Origin of the sequence: Corynebacterium afermentans subsp. afermentans, from assembly GCF_030408355.1 — a bacterium.
Classification (GTDB): Bacteria; Actinomycetota; Actinomycetes; order Mycobacteriales; family Mycobacteriaceae; genus Corynebacterium; species Corynebacterium afermentans.
Window position 1 is genome coordinate 1,545,070 of sequence record NZ_CP046606.1, and the last position, 17,071, is coordinate 1,562,140.

At 65.0% G+C, this 17,071-nt stretch carries 13 protein-coding genes; 8 read left to right on the forward strand and 5 right to left on the reverse strand.

All coding sequences use genetic code 11. The features are described 5' to 3' along the window. The first annotated feature begins 22 nt into the window (after positions 1–22). From glgX to CAFEA_RS07420, 5 genes are read left to right on the forward strand one after another with little or no spacing between them, the layout of a single operon-like run. Positions 23–2,191, forward strand: a complete 2,169-nt coding sequence (gene glgX / locus CAFEA_RS07400) for a glycogen debranching protein GlgX (protein ID WP_063938779.1) — start codon at positions 23–25, stop codon at positions 2,189–2,191. After that, positions 2,191–3,582, forward strand: a complete 1,392-nt coding sequence (locus tag CAFEA_RS07405) for an exonuclease domain-containing protein (protein WP_063938780.1) — start codon at positions 2,191–2,193, stop codon at positions 3,580–3,582. Before glgX ends, CAFEA_RS07405 begins: the two co-directional genes overlap by 1 nt. A 54-nt stretch (positions 3,583–3,636) precedes the next feature. Then, on the forward strand, positions 3,637–4,218 hold the full coding sequence (locus CAFEA_RS07410; RefSeq protein ID WP_063938781.1) for a hypothetical protein: 582 nt from the start codon (positions 3,637–3,639) through the stop codon (positions 4,216–4,218). 10 nt (positions 4,219–4,228) lie between these two features. Then, positions 4,229–6,604 (forward strand): malto-oligosyltrehalose synthase, encoded by a 2,376-nt coding sequence (treY, locus tag CAFEA_RS07415; RefSeq protein ID WP_063938782.1) that lies wholly within the window; start codon positions 4,229–4,231, stop codon positions 6,602–6,604. A gap of 14 nt (positions 6,605–6,618) precedes the next feature. After that, complete coding sequence (locus CAFEA_RS07420) at positions 6,619–7,668, forward strand: GTP pyrophosphokinase (protein ID WP_394326892.1); 1,050 nt, start codon at positions 6,619–6,621, stop codon at positions 7,666–7,668. A 1-nt stretch (position 7,669) separates the two neighbouring features. Here CAFEA_RS07420 and CAFEA_RS07425 read toward each other — a convergent pair whose 3' ends face one another. The 4 genes from CAFEA_RS07425 to ilvA are packed head-to-tail and all read right to left on the reverse strand — an operon-like array spanning position 7,670 to position 10,255. Continuing rightward, positions 7,670–8,038 (reverse strand): RNA-binding S4 domain-containing protein, encoded by a 369-nt coding sequence (locus CAFEA_RS07425; protein ID WP_063938851.1) that lies wholly within the window; start codon positions 8,036–8,038, stop codon positions 7,670–7,672. 16 nt (positions 8,039–8,054) lie between these two features. Continuing rightward, positions 8,055–8,288 (reverse strand): hypothetical protein, encoded by a 234-nt coding sequence (locus CAFEA_RS07430; RefSeq protein ID WP_034998578.1) that lies wholly within the window; start codon positions 8,286–8,288, stop codon positions 8,055–8,057. A 19-nt stretch (positions 8,289–8,307) separates the two neighbouring features. Then, a complete protein-coding gene (locus CAFEA_RS07435) occupies positions 8,308–8,949 on the reverse strand; it encodes a YigZ family protein (RefSeq protein WP_063938783.1) in 642 nt (213 codons plus the stop codon). 4 nt (positions 8,950–8,953) lie between these two features. After that, complete coding sequence (ilvA, locus tag CAFEA_RS07440) at positions 8,954–10,255, reverse strand: threonine ammonia-lyase IlvA (protein WP_063938784.1); 1,302 nt, start codon at positions 10,253–10,255, stop codon at positions 8,954–8,956. 136 nt (positions 10,256–10,391) lie between these two features. Between ilvA and CAFEA_RS07445 the strand changes: the two genes are divergently transcribed. The 3 genes from CAFEA_RS07445 (at position 10,392) to CAFEA_RS07455 (ending at position 13,436) form a co-directional block, all read left to right on the forward strand. Then, a complete protein-coding gene (locus CAFEA_RS07445; RefSeq protein WP_200803035.1) occupies positions 10,392–12,251 on the forward strand; it encodes a choice-of-anchor I family protein in 1,860 nt (619 codons plus the stop codon). Positions 12,252–12,404: 153 nt separating this feature from the next. Continuing rightward, the gene (locus CAFEA_RS07450) at positions 12,405–12,875 is read left to right on the forward strand and encodes a hypothetical protein (RefSeq protein ID WP_063938785.1); all 471 of its coding nucleotides are present in this window, start codon (positions 12,405–12,407) and stop codon (positions 12,873–12,875) included. Positions 12,876–12,911: 36 nt separating this feature from the next. Continuing rightward, the gene (locus tag CAFEA_RS07455; protein WP_063938786.1) at positions 12,912–13,436 is read left to right on the forward strand and encodes a hypothetical protein; all 525 of its coding nucleotides are present in this window, start codon (positions 12,912–12,914) and stop codon (positions 13,434–13,436) included. A gap of 73 nt (positions 13,437–13,509) precedes the next feature. Here CAFEA_RS07455 and dnaE read toward each other — a convergent pair whose 3' ends face one another. Continuing rightward, positions 13,510–17,070 (reverse strand): DNA polymerase III subunit alpha, encoded by a 3,561-nt coding sequence (gene dnaE / locus CAFEA_RS07460; RefSeq protein ID WP_063938853.1) that lies wholly within the window; start codon positions 17,068–17,070, stop codon positions 13,510–13,512. Position 17,071 lies beyond the last annotated feature (1 nt).

The window sequence follows — 17,071 nt, forward strand, 5'->3', positions numbered from 1 at the left end:
GGGGGCACTAAGCTGTGACCCCATGAGTGAGACCATCGTCTGGCCCGGTTCTTCTTACCCCCTGGGCTCCACTTTCGACGGCGCAGGCACGAACTTCGCACTGTTCTCCGGCGTCGCGGAGAAGGTGGAGCTTTGCCTTATCGACGACGACGGAGCGGAGACCCGCATCCCGCTGGAGGAAGTGGACAACCACGTCTGGCACGCCTACCTGCCCGGAGTGAGCCCGGGCCAGCGCTACGGCTACCGCGTGCACGGGCCGTGGGATCCGCACAACGGCAAACGCTGCGATCCGAGCAAGCTGCTGGTGGACCCGTACGCGCGCGCCTTCGACGGCGAATTCGACCAGCACTCCTCACTGTTGTCCTACGACATGCACGCCGACGAGCCGGGCACCGGCCGCAACGAGGAGGACTCGTTGGGCCACACGATGCTGTCCGTGGTGATCAACCCGTTCTTCGATTGGGGCGATGACCGTGCGCCGAAGATCCCGGAGGGCGAATCCGTCATCTACGAGTGCCACGTCAAGGGCATGACGCAAACCCACCCCGCCATCCCGGAGGACCTGCGCGGAACCTACGCCGGCATGTCGCACCCGGTGATGGTGGATTACCTCAAGGACCTGGGCGTCACCGCCATCGAGCTGTTGCCGGTGCACCAGTTTTTGCAGGACGACCGCCTGCGGGACCTAGGTCTGCGCAACTACTGGGGCTACAACACGTTCGGCTTTTTCGCCCCGGAGAACAACTACGCCTTTTCCACCGCGCCGGGTGACGCGGTGGCCGAGTTCAAGCAGATGGTGCGCACGTACCACGAGGCGGGCATCGAGGTCATCCTGGACGTGGTGTACAACCACACCGCCGAGGGCAACCACATGGGCCCAACCATCGCCTTCCGCGGGATCGATAACGAGGCGTACTACCGGCTGGTGGACGACGACAAGTTCCACTACATGGACTACACCGGCACCGGAAACTCGTTTAACGTGCGCTACCCGCACTCGCTGCAGCTGATCATGGATTCGCTGCGCTACTGGGTCACGGACATGCACGTGGACGGTTTCCGCTTCGACCTCGCTTCCACCCTGGCCCGCGAGTTTTCCGACGTGGACCGCCTGGCCACCTTCTTCGACCTGGTGCAGCAGGACCCTGTGGTCAGCCAGGTCAAGCTCATCGCCGAGCCGTGGGACGTGGGCGAAGGCGGCTACCAGGTGGGCAATTTCCCTGCGCTCTGGAGCGAGTGGAACGGCAAGTACCGCGACACCATGCGCGACTTCTGGCGCGGCGAGGACTCCACCCTCGGCGAGTTCGCCTCGCGGCTGACCGGTTCGTCGGACCTGTACCAGCACAACGGCCGGCGCCCCACCGCGTCTATTAACTTCATCACCGCCCATGACGGGTTCACCCTCAACGACCTGGTCAGCTACAACGACAAGCACAACGAGGCCAACGGCGAGGACAACCGCGACGGCGAGAGCCACAACCGCTCCTGGAACTGCGGTACGGAGGGCGAGACGGACGACCCGGAGGTGCTGGACCTGCGGGCGCGGCAGCGCCGCAACTTCCTGACCACCCTGCTGCTGTCCCAGGGCACCCCGATGCTCGCCCACGGCGACGAAATCGCGCGCACCCAGGGCGGCAACAACAACGTCTACTGCCAGGACAACGAGATCGCCTGGATGGACTGGTCCAGGCTCGAAGAAGCGTCGGACCTGCACGACTTCACCCGTCGGCTGATCGAGCTGCGCCGCGACCACCCGGTGTTCCGCCGCCGCCGCTTTCTCGCCGGCGGCGCGTTGGGTGACGAGGAGCACGGCCGCGAAATCGCGTGGTTGACACCCGAGTGCACGCTGATGACGCAGGACGATTGGAATACCCCGTTCGGGCGTGCTCTGATGGTGTTCTTGGACGGCGAAGCTATCGCCGAGCCGGACGCGCGCGGACAGCGCGTGGTGGACGATTCCTTCCTGTTGATGTTCAACGCCCACTACGAAGACATCGACTTCACGGTGCCGGACGCCGAATTCGGCGACGAGTGGGAGGTAGTCGTGGACACCACCGAGGCGCTCGGCGTGCGCGAAGACGCCGAGCCGGTCCAGCCCGGCGCGGCTGTGACCGTGGGCCAGCGTTCAACCGTGGTGCTGCGCCGCACCCAACCACCCGCAGGCGAAGGAAATTCGGAGGCCAGCCAGTAATGATCACCGCGCACGGCGCAACGTTGACCGTGACCAACGAGGCACTGACCCTCACTCCCACCGCACTCGCGGCCTCGTTGCGCGGCGGCAGCAACTCCCGCGAGGTGGCCATCGCCGACATCGCAGGCACAACCTCTGTTCCGGGCGACGCGTGGACCCGCCCGCATGTGGACATCGACACTGCCGGCGGCACTGTGACTGTCTGGTTCGCCCCCGGCGACGAGGAGGGCCCCGCCGAGCTTTGCAAGCTTCTCGACGACGCACAGCACGGCCATGCCCCTGCCACCGGCACCGTGGCCGGCGGCGCCGGCATCCCTGGCTTTTCCTTCGTCGGCTTCGACGTGGAGACCGCGAACCGCCGCTGGGGCTCGATTTGCCAGATCGGCCTGGTGAAGATCGTTGACGGCGAGGAGGTGGACCGCGCCTCGTGGCTGTGCAAGCCGCCGGTGTCTCTCGCGCAGTTCGAGGAGGGCAACGTGGCCATCCACGGCATCACCGAGCAGGACGTCGCCGACGCGCCGGATGTGTGCGACTGCATCCCGAAGATGGCCGAGTTCGTCGGCGATCTGCCTCTGGTGGCGCACAACGCCCAGTTCGACGCCTCCGCGCTGCGCGACGCCTGCCAGGCATCCGACGTCGAGGTGCCCCAGATGCTGTTCGCCTGCACCCTCGCCCAGGCGCGTGCCACCAAGCTGGACGTGGCCAACCACCGCCTGCCCACCCTGGCGGAGCACTTCGGCATCACGCTGGACAACCACCACGACGCCTGCGAGGACGCCGCGGCCTGCGCGGGCGTGATGGTGGGCCTGGCGCGCCAGGCCGGTCACACCGGCAGCCTGATGAGCTTCGTGCACGACTCCGGTTTCACGCTCGGCTCCATCGACGCCGCCCGCGTGACCCCGGTGCTGCGCGACCGCTCCGGCGCGGGCCGCGCGATGCAGGCGGAAAAGGCGGCCCAGGGCGGAGTGGCTGCCGCGGTTGCGGCATCGGCGGCACCGCAGGGCTCGAATCAAGCGGGCCCTGCCAAGCGGGCGCAGCACAATAAAGGTCCCCAGCGCCCCTGGCAGTCCGTGGCCACCCCGGACACCGTGCCGGAGCCGGACCCCGAGGCAGATCCGAACGCGCCACTGTACGGCGAACACGTCACGCTGACCGGCGAGTTTGAACCGCACGACAAGGGTGAGCTGTGGCAAAAGATCGCCGAGCAGGGCGCGCAGGTGGGCAAGAACGTGACAAAGAAGACCACCGTGCTGGTGGTGGGCGAATGGGCCACGATGACCTCGAAGGAAAAACGCGCTCGCGAGCTGAAGGACAAAGGCCAGGACATCCAGATCTGGCAGGCCGACCAGCTGCTAGAGGCGCTGGGGCTAAACGAGCAGCCACCGTTTTAGAAAAATCTTCGGCCTCTAGGGAACCGGGGCGGGTGCGGCTGCGTCTAATTAGCCATGCAGCTTCTCCAACACGCACCTGTTCCCGCCACGGCGATCACGTTGCGGCTTGCGCACGTGGACGGCGCGGCAACTCGCGCGCGCATCGCCGCCGGTTTTAGCACCTCCACCGCTTTTATCAGCCTCTCGCCTGGCTTGATGTGCGTCTTCGACTCGCCTGACTCCACCGGCCTTACCCACCAAGAGGTCGGCGCCGCGGGTGTGAGCGCCCATCAGCTGTGGAACGTCTCAGCAGAACAGCTGATATCCCGCGCGCAGCGCGACGACGGCGTGGAGTTCTTAGTACGTTGCCCCAGCGTCGCGCTGGACTGCGACGAGTTGCCGCGAGGCTTCGAGGTGGACGGACACGACTCCCCCGCCGCCTGGTGGCTTTCCCACCCACGCCCCTTTACCTTGCTGCACCGCCACTTCGAGGCCGTTCTGCGGCCGGAGACCGGGCTGGTCTACGCCACCCGCGACTGGCGCGAGCTATTCGTTTTCGACGCGGACGCCGACGAGGTGGCGCAGCACTTGCCCGGCGCGAATGTGCTGGCCTATTCCGTGGGGTTTCCCCTGCTGCGCCACGCAAAATCCAGCTAGGGTGTGGGGCGTGAAGCGCCCCATCACCTCCACGTACCGCCTGCAACTGCGCGGCCCGCATACGGACCCTCACGGCCGCGAGTTCGGCTTCGCCCAGGCCGCCGAGCTTGTGCCCTATCTGTCCGATCTCGGGGTCTCGCACCTCTACCTCTCCCCGATCTTCGCCGCCGCGCCGGAGTCCAACCACAACTACGACGTGATCGACCCGACCGTGGTCAACCCGGAACTCGGCGGCATTGACGGGCTGCGCAGGCTTGCCCGTGTGGCGCACGACGCCGGGTTGGGGCTGGTGGTGGATATCGTGCCTAACCACCTCGGCGTGGAAGTGCCGCGGCGCAACCGGTGGTGGTGGGACGTACTCAAGCACGGGCAGGATTCGAACTACGCGCACTTCTTCGACATCGACTGGGCCGAGGACAACGGCGCGGGCGGCAAAATCGCGCTGCCGGTCCTTGGCGCTCCTGGCGACACGGACGCGCTGAAGCTCGAACACCTCGATGGCGAGGACGTGCTTACCTACTACGACCACGTCTTCCCACTCGCCCCCGGCAGCTACACCGACCTCAATGACGACCCGACCGCCGTGCACGAGCGCCAGCACTACCGGCTGACGTACTGGCGCGACGGCATCATCTCCTACCGCCGCTTCTTCTCCATCAACGGCCTCGCCGGCGTGCGCCAGGAGGACGAAGACGTCTTCAACGCCACCCACTCCTGCCTGCGGGAACTTGTTGGCGAGGGGCTTATCGATGGCGTCCGCGTCGACCACCCCGACGGCCTGACCGACCCGTTCGGCTACCTCACCCGGCTGCGCGAGCTCATCGGGCCGGACACCTGGCTGATCGTGGAGAAGATCCTCGGCGTGGACGAGCCTTTGGATCCACGCCTGAACGTCGACGGAACCACCGGCTACGATGCCTTGCGCGAATTCGACGGCACGTTTGTCAACACCGACGCCGCCACCGCGCTGGGTGCGGTGGCGTTGCGCTTCAGCGGCACCACTTGGGACGCGCACGCTGTGGAAAAGGCCGAGTGGATGCTCAAAGCGCGCGTTGCGGAAGACGAGCTCGCTGCGGAGATCCGCAGGCTCGCCCGCGCGGTGCGCCACGACAGCCTCTCTTCCGCAGGCTCCCAGGTCAGCGACACGGCGCTCACCGAGGTGCTTGTGGAACTGGTTGCCGGCATGCCCGTCTACCGCGCTGACTACCGTTCGCTATCGAGAGTGACCGCGACGCTGATTGCGGAATTGGCCCAGAGCCCAATCGGGTTTGACGCGGCGGCGCTCGACCTTGTTGCGGCTGCCTTGGCCGCGCACGGCGAGGCGGCCCACCGCTTCGCCCAGGTCTGCGGAGCGGTGATGGCCAAAGGGGTGGAGGACACCCTGTTCTACCGCGCGTGCCGTCTGGTAGCACTGCAGGAAGTCGGCGGCGCACCCGGGCGATTCGGCGTCAGCCAGGCTGAATTCCACCTCCTGCAGGACGAGCGCAGCAGGTTATGGCCGCGCACCATGACAACGCTGACCACGCACGACACGAAACGCAGCGAAGACACCCGCGCCCGCATGATCGAGATCTCTGAGGTGCCGGGCGAATTCAGCCAGCTCGTCGACGACGTGTTCGCGCTCACCCCGCCGCCTGACACCGCCACTGGCCTGTTTCTGTTGCACAACGTGCTGGGCGCGTGGCCGCGTGACGGCCGCGCGGACGAAGCATTCACCCAGCGCCTGCAGTCGTACGCGGTCAAAGCTGTGCGTGAGGCGGACACGCTGACGAGCTGGTACGACAACGACCATGACTACGAGGCACAAGTGACCGAGTGGATTGCGCACCTCACGCATGGCCCCGCTACGCGCCTCGTCGCGGACTTCGCCCGCGACCTCGACCGCGGCGGCGTGGCGGTCTCCCTCGGCAGGAAACTGCTGCAACTAATCGGACCGGGCATCCCGGACACCTACCAGGGCACCGAGTTTTTGGACTTCTCGCTGGTGGACCCGGACAACCGCCGCTTCGTCGACTATCAGGCGCTTTGTGCTGGTGAGGGGGCACCGGAGGACGTCGATAAGCAACGTATTGTGCGCGCCGCCCTCACCTTGCGCCGCGAGCGCCCACAGCTCTTCCTCGACGGCGGTTACCGCGCGATCTTCGCCGCAGGCCCCGCGCGCGAGCACGTAGTGAGCATGGCTCGCACACTTCACGACGAACCGCAGGTCATCGCCGTAGCAACCCGCACCCCGCTCAGCTTGGAGCGCGCCGGAGGCTGGCGCGGCACCACCCTCACCCTTCCCGAAGGCACCTGGACCGACCAGCTCACCGGGCAGAAATATTCCGGCACTGTGGAAATGTCGCAGCTGTGCGCCGAACTACCTGCGGCGCTGTTGTCCATGTAAGCTATCCCGCCGTTATGAGCACAGCAAAGCATCCCGCGAAGCCGGAGAAACCCAGGAACAAGGCGATGGACGACACCATCGCCCGCCTCGGGTCGACCTACTTTGCCTGGATGCGCGAACACGACGACATCGCGACGGCGTTTCGGCACGCGCTGCACGAACTCATGCGCGACGCCGGCGTCAACTTCGACCGCGTGGACGCGCGCGTGAAGTCCTGGACCTCGCTGAAGGAAAAGGCCCGCAAGACGCGCGACGACGGCGAGATGGTCTACCCCGACCCGTGGCACGACATCAAAGACATCATCGGCGCGCGCATCACGGTGCTGCACTCCACCGAGATCCCGGCAGTCCAGCGCCTCCTCGCGGACCAGTTCGAGGTTTTGCGCAGCGTGGACAAGGCCGAAGAAACGCGCGTAGCCGGCGGCTTCGGTTACGGCTCGCACCACATGATCGTGCGGGTGCAGGAGCAATCCGAAGGCCTGGAAGAGTACGTCGGGCAGGTCTTCGAGGTGCAGATCCGCACCGTGCTGCAGCACGCCTGGGCCGAGTTCGAGCACGACATTCGGTACAAGCGCGCCACCGAGAACCTGGACCCACAGGTGGACCGGGCGTTCACCCTGGCGGCCGGCCTGATAGAGCTTGCGGACCAGCAGTTCGACCAGATCGCGTCGCTGGCAAACCCGGAGGACCCGGCAGACAAGGTCAACACCGATGTGGACGCGGAGATCTCCCCGGAGACCCTGCCGGGCATCCTTACCGTACTGCTGGGCAACCAGTTCCCGCTGTCGCGCGCGGGCGACTACCGCTTCTGCACGGAGCTTTTGCGCGCCCACGGCATGGAGCACGTCTCCGAGGTTGCGGAGCTGACCAACCCGGCGGACATCGAGGCGATCTCGAACTCGCTGTCCTACCCCTTCGTGCCGGGCCAAGTGCGCATCGTGGACGATTTGCTGCTCAACCGCTACGGCACCGAGCACATCGAGCGCACCTGGGACGCCGGCAACCGCCCGCAGGTACGGCGCAAACGGCTGACTAACCGTTTGCGGCTTTTGCGCGGCGAGTAGTTCAGTTGCGCCGGCCCATCAGCCGGTCGATCTCGCGTCGCTGTTTCTTCGTCGGCCTGCCTGTGCCGCGGTCGCGCACCGGCGGTGCTGCGAACAGCTCGCGCGGCGGGGGCGGCGGCGAGTGGTCGACGTAGCACGACCGGGCAACCGGCGCGCCGACGCGCTTGCTCACGGTCGCCGCCACCTCGAGGATGTATTCGCGGTGGTCCTTCCACACGCGCACCGCCTCGCCGGGGACGACCTGCTGGGCGGGTTTGACGGCCTTGCCGTCGATTTTCACGTGCCCGGCGCGCACCGCGTCCGCGGCTTGGCTGCGGGTTTTGAATATGCGCACGGCCCACAGCCAGGCGTCGATGCGCACCGCTGCCATGGTTGGCTGGGTCAAGCTAGTACTGGTCCTTGTGGTTGACGATTCGCTGGACCTTGTTCCAGTTGGTAAACCCGCCTGCAACAGCAACGACCAGGCCGAGGAACAAGATGGTCCAGGAACCGAAAATCAGGCCGAAGGCGATGCCTCCGGCAACGCCGCCGCCGGCCCACAGGACGGCGTTGCGGGAGTACTGGCGCACGGCGGCCTTGCGCTGTGCGATCGGGTCATTGGGGCGCGGCTGCATGGTCATGAGGTCTAAGTGTAGCGCCTTACACGCCGCGTTCGACCCAGCGGTAGCCGGCCTCTTTCATCTCGGCGCCGCCGTGAGTGGTGGCGGCCAACAGGGCGTCCACACGCTCGCGCTCCCCCGGCGTGAACGCCAGGGTGTAGGTGGCGGCGCGTCCGTACTCCACATCCACGATGTCGATGCCTGCGGTGCGCAGCTCCGACTCAATGCGCCCAGCTTCGGCGTGCGGGAAGTCCACGGTGCCCAGCTCGCGCACTTCGCGGGTGACGCGGGTGACGTGCTCGAGTGTGTCGGCCACGGACTCGGTGTATGCGCTGACCAACCCGCCGGTGCCGAGCTTGATACCGCCGAAGTAGCGGATCGCAACCGCCACCACGTCCTGCATGCCGGAGCCTTTAAGCACCTCCAACATGGGTTTGCCGGCTGTGCCGGAGGGCTCGCCGTCGTCGGATGAGCGCTCGATGGGCTGCGCTGCGTCCTGGTGCACAATGAACGCGGAGCAGTGGTGGCGCGCGTCCGGGTATTCTTCGCGGGCGGCGTTGATAACCTCGCGCGCCTCTTCCTCTGTGATTGCGCGGGCGATCCAGCCGATGAACCGGGAGCGTTTGGCTTCGAACTCGTGGGTGACCAGCTCATCTGCGGGGCGTACGTACGACTGCTCCATCGGTTTACCCCGCCACGATGTAGTCGTACTCGGGCGTGCCCGGCTCCAGGCGGCGGCAGTCGATCGCCGACTCATCCATCCGCCCCAACAGCGGAGCAAGGTCCTCGGCGCGTGCAAGCTCGATGCCCACGAGGGCTGCGCCTGTTTCGCGGTTGTTCTTTTTCAGGTACTCGAACAGCACGATGTCGTCTTCCTCGCCGAGGATGTCGTTGAGGAAGTGGCGCAGTTGGCCTGCCTCCTGCGGGAAGTTGACCAAAAAGTAGTGGCGCAGGCCGCGGTGCACCAGGGAGCGCTCCATCACCTCGGCGTAGCGCAGCACGTCGTTGTTGCCGCCGGAGATGATGCACACCACGGTCGAACCGGGCGAAAGTTCCGCCAGCCCCAGGCCCGCCACGGACAGCGCGCCGGCGGGCTCGGCGATGATGCCCTCGTTTTGGTACAGCCCGAGCATCTCGGTGCACACCGCGCCTTCGTCCGCGGCGTAGAGCTCGGTGGCGTCGCGGTGGGCGTTGAAAACCTGCCACGGGATGTCGCCGATGCGCTTTACCGCCGCGCCGTCCACGAACGGGTCGATGGCCTCCAGGGTGACGGGTCCGCCCGCATCGTGCGCCGCGCCTAACGATGCCGCACCTTTCGGCTCCACCCCAACCACCTTCGTCGCCGGAGACATGTCGGCCAGGTAGGACAGCACGCCGGAGATAAGCCCGCCGCCGCCCACCGGCACCAGCACGGTGTCCAGCTCTTTGCCCAGGCTGGCCAGCTGCGCCACGATTTCGGCGGCGACGGTGCCCTGGCCGACCACGGTGTCGCGGGAGTCGAACGGCTCGATCACCGTCGCACCGCGTGCCGCGGCGTCCGCGCGGGCGGCCTGCGCGGCCTCGTCGAACGTGTTGCCCGTGACCACAAGTTCGATGGCGTCGCCGCCGTGGACGCGGATGCGGTCGCGCTTCTGCTTCGGGGTGGGCTTGGGCACGAAGATCCTTCCCTGGATGCCCATCGCGCGGCAGGCGTAGGCCACGCCTTGGGCGTGGTTGCCGGCGGATGCCGCCACGACACCGGCGGCGCGGGCGTCTTCGCTCAGCCGGGAGATGCCGTAGTAGGCACCGCGGATCTTGTAGGAGCGCACGTCCTGCAGGTCCTCGCGTTTGAGGTAGACATCCACGCCGTACTGCTCCGACAGCCGCGGGCAGTACTGCAGTGGAGTCGGAGAAATCACCGATGAGATCCGGCCTTGCGCGAACCGGATGTCGGCTGCGCGGACTTCCTCGAAGTCGGAGTCGGACGTGTTCGGTGTGGCTGTGCGCATGGTTATCGAGTCTACAACTGCCCGTCTTGTTTACTCCCCCTTCACCTCACCGTAACTTCGCGCCCACCTTCAGGCTGTACACAAGAGCACGTACTCATTTTCAGTTCGTTTTTACAGCCCCCTGAAAGGTTCACCTATGTCCGGAAACCGCATCTCCCGCACCGGCCTCGCCGCCGGGTGCGCCACCGCCCTCACCCTCGGCCTTGTCTCCCCGGCAACCGCCGCCGTCGTTGCTGAGCCGGTGAAGGATCTTGCCGACGGTGCTACCGCCGACATCTCGGTGCTGGGTTCCTACGGCGCAGGCGCCTTTGACGATTCCGCCGCCGAGATTGTCGCCTTCCACGCCGATTCCAAGCGCATCCTCACCGTCAACGCGCTCTCCGGCAAGATCGACGTCCTCGACGCGGCTGACCCCTCCACACCCACCAAGGTCGGCGAGGTTTCCGGCGGAGAGAACACCACCATCAACTCCGTCGCTGTGCGTGCCGACGGCCTCGCGGTGGCCACCGTCGAGCCAGAGAACAAAACCGATGCCGGTGAACTGATCTTCTTCGACGCCGGCGCTGACACGCCCGGCACCGTGCTCGGCCGCGTGGGTGTCGGTGCCCTGCCGGACATGGTGACCATCACCCCGGAGGGCGATTACGCACTGGTGGCTAACGAAGGCGAGCCCGCTGAGGATTACTCGGTTGATCCGGAGGGCAGCGTAGCCGTCGTAAAGCTGCCTGATGCTCTAAAGGCCGCGACCCAGGCCGATGTGCGCACCGCTGACTTCACCGCGTTCGAGGGCACCTTGGCGGACAAGGGCGTGCACATCTACGGCCAGGTGGGCGCCTCCACCACCGAGGCACAGAACCTCGAGCCGGAATACATCGCAGTTTCAGGCGGCAAGGCGTACGTGACGCTGCAGGAAAACAACGCCGTCGCCGTGGTGGACATCGCCACCGCCACCGTCGAGGACGTGTGGCCACTGGGCTACACCGACCGCCGCGAGGTGCCAATGGACATCTCCGACAAGGACGACAAGATCGACCTCCGCACCGCACCGGTCAAGGGCATTCTGCAGCCGGATTCCATCGCCGCCTACGAGGTCGACGGCACGACCTACCTGGTCACGGCCAACGAGGGCGACGCGCGCGACTGGGATGCCTACTCCGAGGAGAAGCGCATCAAGAAGCTGGGCGGCAAGAAGGCGGCCCCGATCTGCGAGGGCTACGCGGGCATGACCGCCGGCGAAATCGAGGAATTCCAGGCCGACGAAAACGCGGGCCGGTTGAAGATCACCACCGCGTTCGGTTTGAACGAAGAGAAGGACTGCTACGAGGACCTTTACACCTACGGCGGCCGCAGCTTCTCTATCTTCACCGCCGACGGCAAGCGCGTGTTCGACTCCGGCGCCGAGTTCGAGGAGCTCACCGCGAAGCTTCTGCCGGAGCACTTCAACACCAACCACACGGAAAACGAGTTCGAGTCCCGCTCCGACGACAAGGGTCCGGAGCCCGAAGGTGTCACCGTCGGCGAGATCAACGGCCGCACTTACGCGTTCATCGGCTTCGAGCGACTCGGCGGCGTGATGGTCTACGACATCACCGATCCGGCGAAGCCGACCTACACCGCCTACATCAACAACCGCGACTTCTCCATCAATATGGAAGAACTTGCCGACGAGAGCGATGACGCCGTAAAGGCCGGGCTAGAGAAGGTTGGCGACTTGGGAGCTGAGGGCCTCACGTTCGTGTCGGAGAAGGACTCCCCGAACGGCGAGAACCTGCTGATCGTGGGCAACGAGGTCTCCGGCACCACCACCGTGTTTAAGGTGGACTCGCTTATCGAGGCACCCGCCAAGCCTACCGAGCCCGCGCAGCCGGGCCAGGACGCTGCCGGCAGCACCCTTTCTCACGGCGGTGTGATTGCGATCGCACTTGCTGCTGTGGCGCTGGCGATCGGCGCACTGGGCGCACTCGGCAACGTTGTGAACTCGGTGTTTGCCAAGTAACTCGGTGGCGGCGGACAACTGTTGTCCATGAAATAAACGCCACCGCTTCACTACATTTTTAACCATAAACCTGCTAGGTTCATCGGGGTGTCATGTAAGGCACAGCGCCTACATCGACAGTTTTGGATCTTTTACGAGGAGAATAAGAAAACAATGAAGCGTATTTCCACCGCAGCTGTGGCTGCCGCAACCGCTCTGTCCCTGGCCACCGTCCCGGCGATGGCTCAGGAGGCTGAGACCAACCAGACGGCATCTGACCAGCCGGCAACTGACCAGCCGGCAGGCCAGCAGGAGGGCGAGTCCGACCAGCAGGAGGGCGAGTCCGACCAGCAGGAGGGCGAGTCCGACCAGCAGGAGGGCGAGTCCGACCAGCCGGCCGACCAGGGCAAAACCAACCAGGGCAAAACCAACAAGTCCTCCGGCTCCTCCCAGGGCACCTTGGTGGGCGTCTTCTCCGGAACGCTCGGTGCTGTGCTGACCACCGCTCTGATCGTGTTCTCCGACCCGCGTGGCGCGAACAAGATCGTCGACATGGTCAACGCTCAGTTCGGCCTGGGTCTGCCGCACCTGCACACCCCGAAGGTTGAGCTGCCTAACTTCCAGCTCCCAAACCTTCCCTTCTAACCCACCCGCTCTCTTTCGCCTGAGGAAGGTCAATCAATGAAGTCCCGTTTCGTAGCCGTGTCCTTCGCGGCCACCGCAATTGCAGCTGGCTCCCTTGCGGGTGCCGCAGCCGCCGCCGAAGCTGATACTTCGACGACGACCACGTCCGCCTCTGCGGAGCCGACCACCACGGCAACGCAGGATTCCGCCCCGACCACCACGGCGTCCACCAAGACCAACGAGCCAGCCCCCACAAAGGAGGGTCCGGTAGTGGTCGAGCCGACCGGTACTACCACCACTCCGGCGACCACCGGCACCACCACCCCGGCTACCACCACTCCGTCCACCACCGGCAAGGAGAAGCCGACGGGCAGCAACGTCGCGACCGTCACTCCGACGGCGACCTACACCCCGCCGGCATGGCTGCAGCCTTCCTCCTACGAGGAGCAGGCGCTCGATATCATCGGCAAGATCTCGCTCTGGGTCACTGCACTCGCAGCGGCGATCAGCTCCCTCATGGTTGTCGTGGGCGCTGTCCCAGGGCTGAAGGAGAGCATCAAGAAGATGGCTAACAAGAAGTAAGGCCTGCTGCGTATACGCCAAGCCCCGTCCGGTGTGACCGGACGGGGCTTTCCGTTTGGTTTGGGGCCGAGCGCTAGCCCAAGATCCCGGCGCCGAGTGTCGCCTTGAGGTCACCCATCAAGCTAGCTGAGCGGTTCACGCGCAGGTGGTCACCCAGAATCATCAGCTGGCTGTGTTCTCCGTTGACCAGATTCAGGTAGACATCGGAATCGCCAGCGTTGTTCACCAGCACGCCTTTAAGCTTGGCGATGTTCTCCGCTGTGCACTGATCGGTGCGCATGGTCAACCGCAGCGGCAGCCCGGCACCGTTGCCGGGGCCAAGCTCCGGCACCTTCACGTCGTCGCCGAACAGGCTCATACGATCGTCGCGGATGGAAACATGCGCCTTGACCAGAATGATGTTGTCCTCCACGATCTGAGGCGCGACCAGTGCGTACACCTTGTTAAACAGCAGCACATCCACCTGTGCGCCGTGGTGGTCCTCGATGGTCACGATCGCCCACGGAGAGCCATCCTTCTTGGAAAAACGGCGGTCCACGGTGGAGATCAGCCCGCCGATGGTCACTTCTGCCCCGTTGCGCATTTCGCCGGAGAGGATGGTGGTCAGCTGGGTATCCGTCTGCGCGTCGATGGCCTCCTCGAAGCCGTCGAGCGGGTGGCCGGAGACGTACAGGCCGAGCATCTCACGTTCCAGTGCGAGCTTGTGTTTGCGGTCCCATTCGTCGTCAGGCACCTCGATGGTGAACGCGGAGTTGTCGGCGCCATCTTCCCCGCCGAAACCGGCGAAGAGGTCGAACTGCCCCTTGTCCGCCGCCTTCTTTGTGGCAAGAACGGAATCGACGGCGTCTTCCTGGATGAGCATGAGCCCCTTGCGCGGGTGCTCCAGCGAGTCGAATGCCCCGGCTTTAATCAGCGATTCTGTGATTCGCTTGTTGCAGGCCGCCAGCTCGATCTTGTCTAGGTAGTCCGAGAAGCTGGTGAAGGAGCCCTTTTCCTTCCTGGTTTTCTTGATGGACTCCACCACTTCCACGCCTACGTTTCGCACAGCGGCAAGCCCGTAGCGGATGTCTTCGCCAACAGCCATGAAGTTTTCTTCGGACTCGTTGATGTCCGGCTGCAGCACGCTAATGCCCAGGTGGCGGCAGTCCGACAGGTAGATCGCGGACTTATCTTTCTTGTCGCCCACAGAGGTCAGCAGTGCCGCCATGTACTCGGCGGCGTAGTTCGCCTTCATGTACGCCGTCCAGTAGGACACCAGCGCGTAGCCCGCGGCGTGGGACTTGTTAAACGCATACGAGGCGAACGGCTCGATCGTGCCCCACAGCGCATCCACGGCCTCCTTGGAGTAGCCGTTGGAAAACATGCCGGCGGAAAACGTCTCGTACTGCTTCGCCAGCACCTCCGGCTTTTTCTTACCCATGGCCTTGCGGAAGCCGTCTGCTTGGCCCGCCGTATAGTTCGCCACTTTCTGCGAGATGTTCATGATCTGCTCTTGGTAGACGATCAGGCCGTAGGTCTCATCCAGGATCTCCTTGAGCGGTTCTTCCAGCTCCGGGTGGATCGGCGTGATCGGCTTGCGCCCGTTCTTACGGTCGGCGTAATCCCAGTGGGCGTTCACACCCATCGGACCCGGGCGGTACAGCGCCAGCGAGGCGACAATATCGTTAAATCCGGTCGGTTTCATGCGCTTGAGCAGCTCCTGCATGCCGCCCGAGTCCAGCTGAAACACGCCTAGTGTGTCGCCGCGCGAGAGCAGCTCGTAGACCGCCTGGTTGTCGGTGTCGAGTGTCTCAAGGTCGATGGTTTCGCCGCGGTTTTTCTTCACGTTCTCCAGCGCGTCGCCCAACACCGTGAGGTTGCGCAGCCCCAGAAAATCCATCTTCAGTAGGCCGATGGCCTCGCACGCCGGATAGTCCCAGCCGGTGATGATCGCACCGTCCGCCGGACGTTTCCACATCGGAATGTGGGCCATCAGCGGCACCGACGCCATAATCACGGCACACGCGTGCACGCCTGCCTGCCTGACCACGCCTTCTAGGCCGCGGGCCGTCTCATAGATCTTGGCCACGTCCGGATCCGTCTCAATCAGCGAGCGGACCTCCGCAGCCTCGTTGTAGCGTTCATGCTCCGGGTCTGTGATACCGGATAGCGGAATGTCCTTCGCCATGACCGCCGGCGGCAGTGCGCCGTTGATGCGGTCCGCCATCTGAAAGCCGGGCTGGCCGAAGTTCACCTTGGCCGAGTCCTTAATCGCCTGCTTGGTCTTCACCGTGCCGAAGGTGATCACCTGGGCGATCTTGTCTTCGCCCCAGCGCTCTGCGGCGTAGGTGATCATTTCTCCGCGGCGGCGGTCATCGAAGTCGATATCGATATCCGGCGCGGACGGGCGCTCCGGGTTCAAGAATCGCTCGAAGAGCAGGCCGTGTTCCATCGGGTCAATGTTGGTGATCGTCAGCGCGTACGCTACCAGGGCGCCCGCCGCAGAACCACGGCCCGGTCCGACGCGGATGCCAATCTCACGGGCGTGCTTGATCAGCTCCGCCACGATAAGGAAGTAGGACGGGTAGCCCTTCATGTCGATGACGTCGATCTCGTAGCTCGCGCGCGTCAGGTATTCCTCCGGCACCTCTCCACCATCGAAACGCTCCTTTAGACCGCGCAATACCTCTTCGCGCAGCCAGGTCGTCGGGGTGTGACCTTCGGGCACGTCCGCGATCGGCATGCGGTCGTGCGGGTGCTCCTCCCACAGCTCGCCGTAGTCGCCCACGCGCTCCGCGATCCAAAGTGTGTTGTCGCAGCCGTCCGGCACCGTGGAATCCCACAGTTCACGCATCTGCTCTGCGGTTTTGATGTAGTAGCCGGAGCCGTCGAACTTAAAGCGGTCCGGATCAAGCAGCGTCTTGCCCGTCTGCACGCACAGCATCGCCTCGTGCGCCGGCGCCTGGGACTCGAGCACATAGTGGCAGTCGTTGGTCACCAGCGGCGGCAGGTCGAGCGTTTCACCGATGCGCAGCAGATCCTCGCGAACACGACGCTCGATGTGCAGGCCGTGGTCCATCAACTCCAGGAAATAGTTGTCCTTGCCGTAGATGTCCTGCCACATCGCAGCCGCCTCGAGCGCGGCGTCGTACTGGCCGAGGCGCAGGCGTGTCTGCACATCGCCCGACGGGCAGCCCGTAGTGGCGATGATGCCGTCCGCATGCTCGGCGATCAGCTCCGCGTCCATGCGCGGCCACTTGCCTAGCTGGCCCTCGTAGGACGCCAGCGACGACAGCTTGAACAGGTTACGCAGACCAGTCGCGTTTTCCGCCAACATCGTCTGGTGCAAGTACGCGCCGGAAGCGGAAACGTCGTCACGCTTCTGATCCGGGGTGCCCCAAAGCACGCGCTTTTTGTTGAAACGGGACTCCGGGGCCATGTACGCCTCGATGCCGATGATCGGCTTGACCCCGGCATCCACCATGCGGCGGTAGAACGCGTTCGAACCGAACATGTTGCCGTGGTCGGTCATGCCCACTGCAGGCATGCCCTGGCGCACAACTTCGTCGGCGAGCATGTCCACCTTCGCCATGCCGTCCAACATGGAGAACTCGGTGTGGTTATGCAGATGCACGAAGGAGGATTTTTTGGCCATG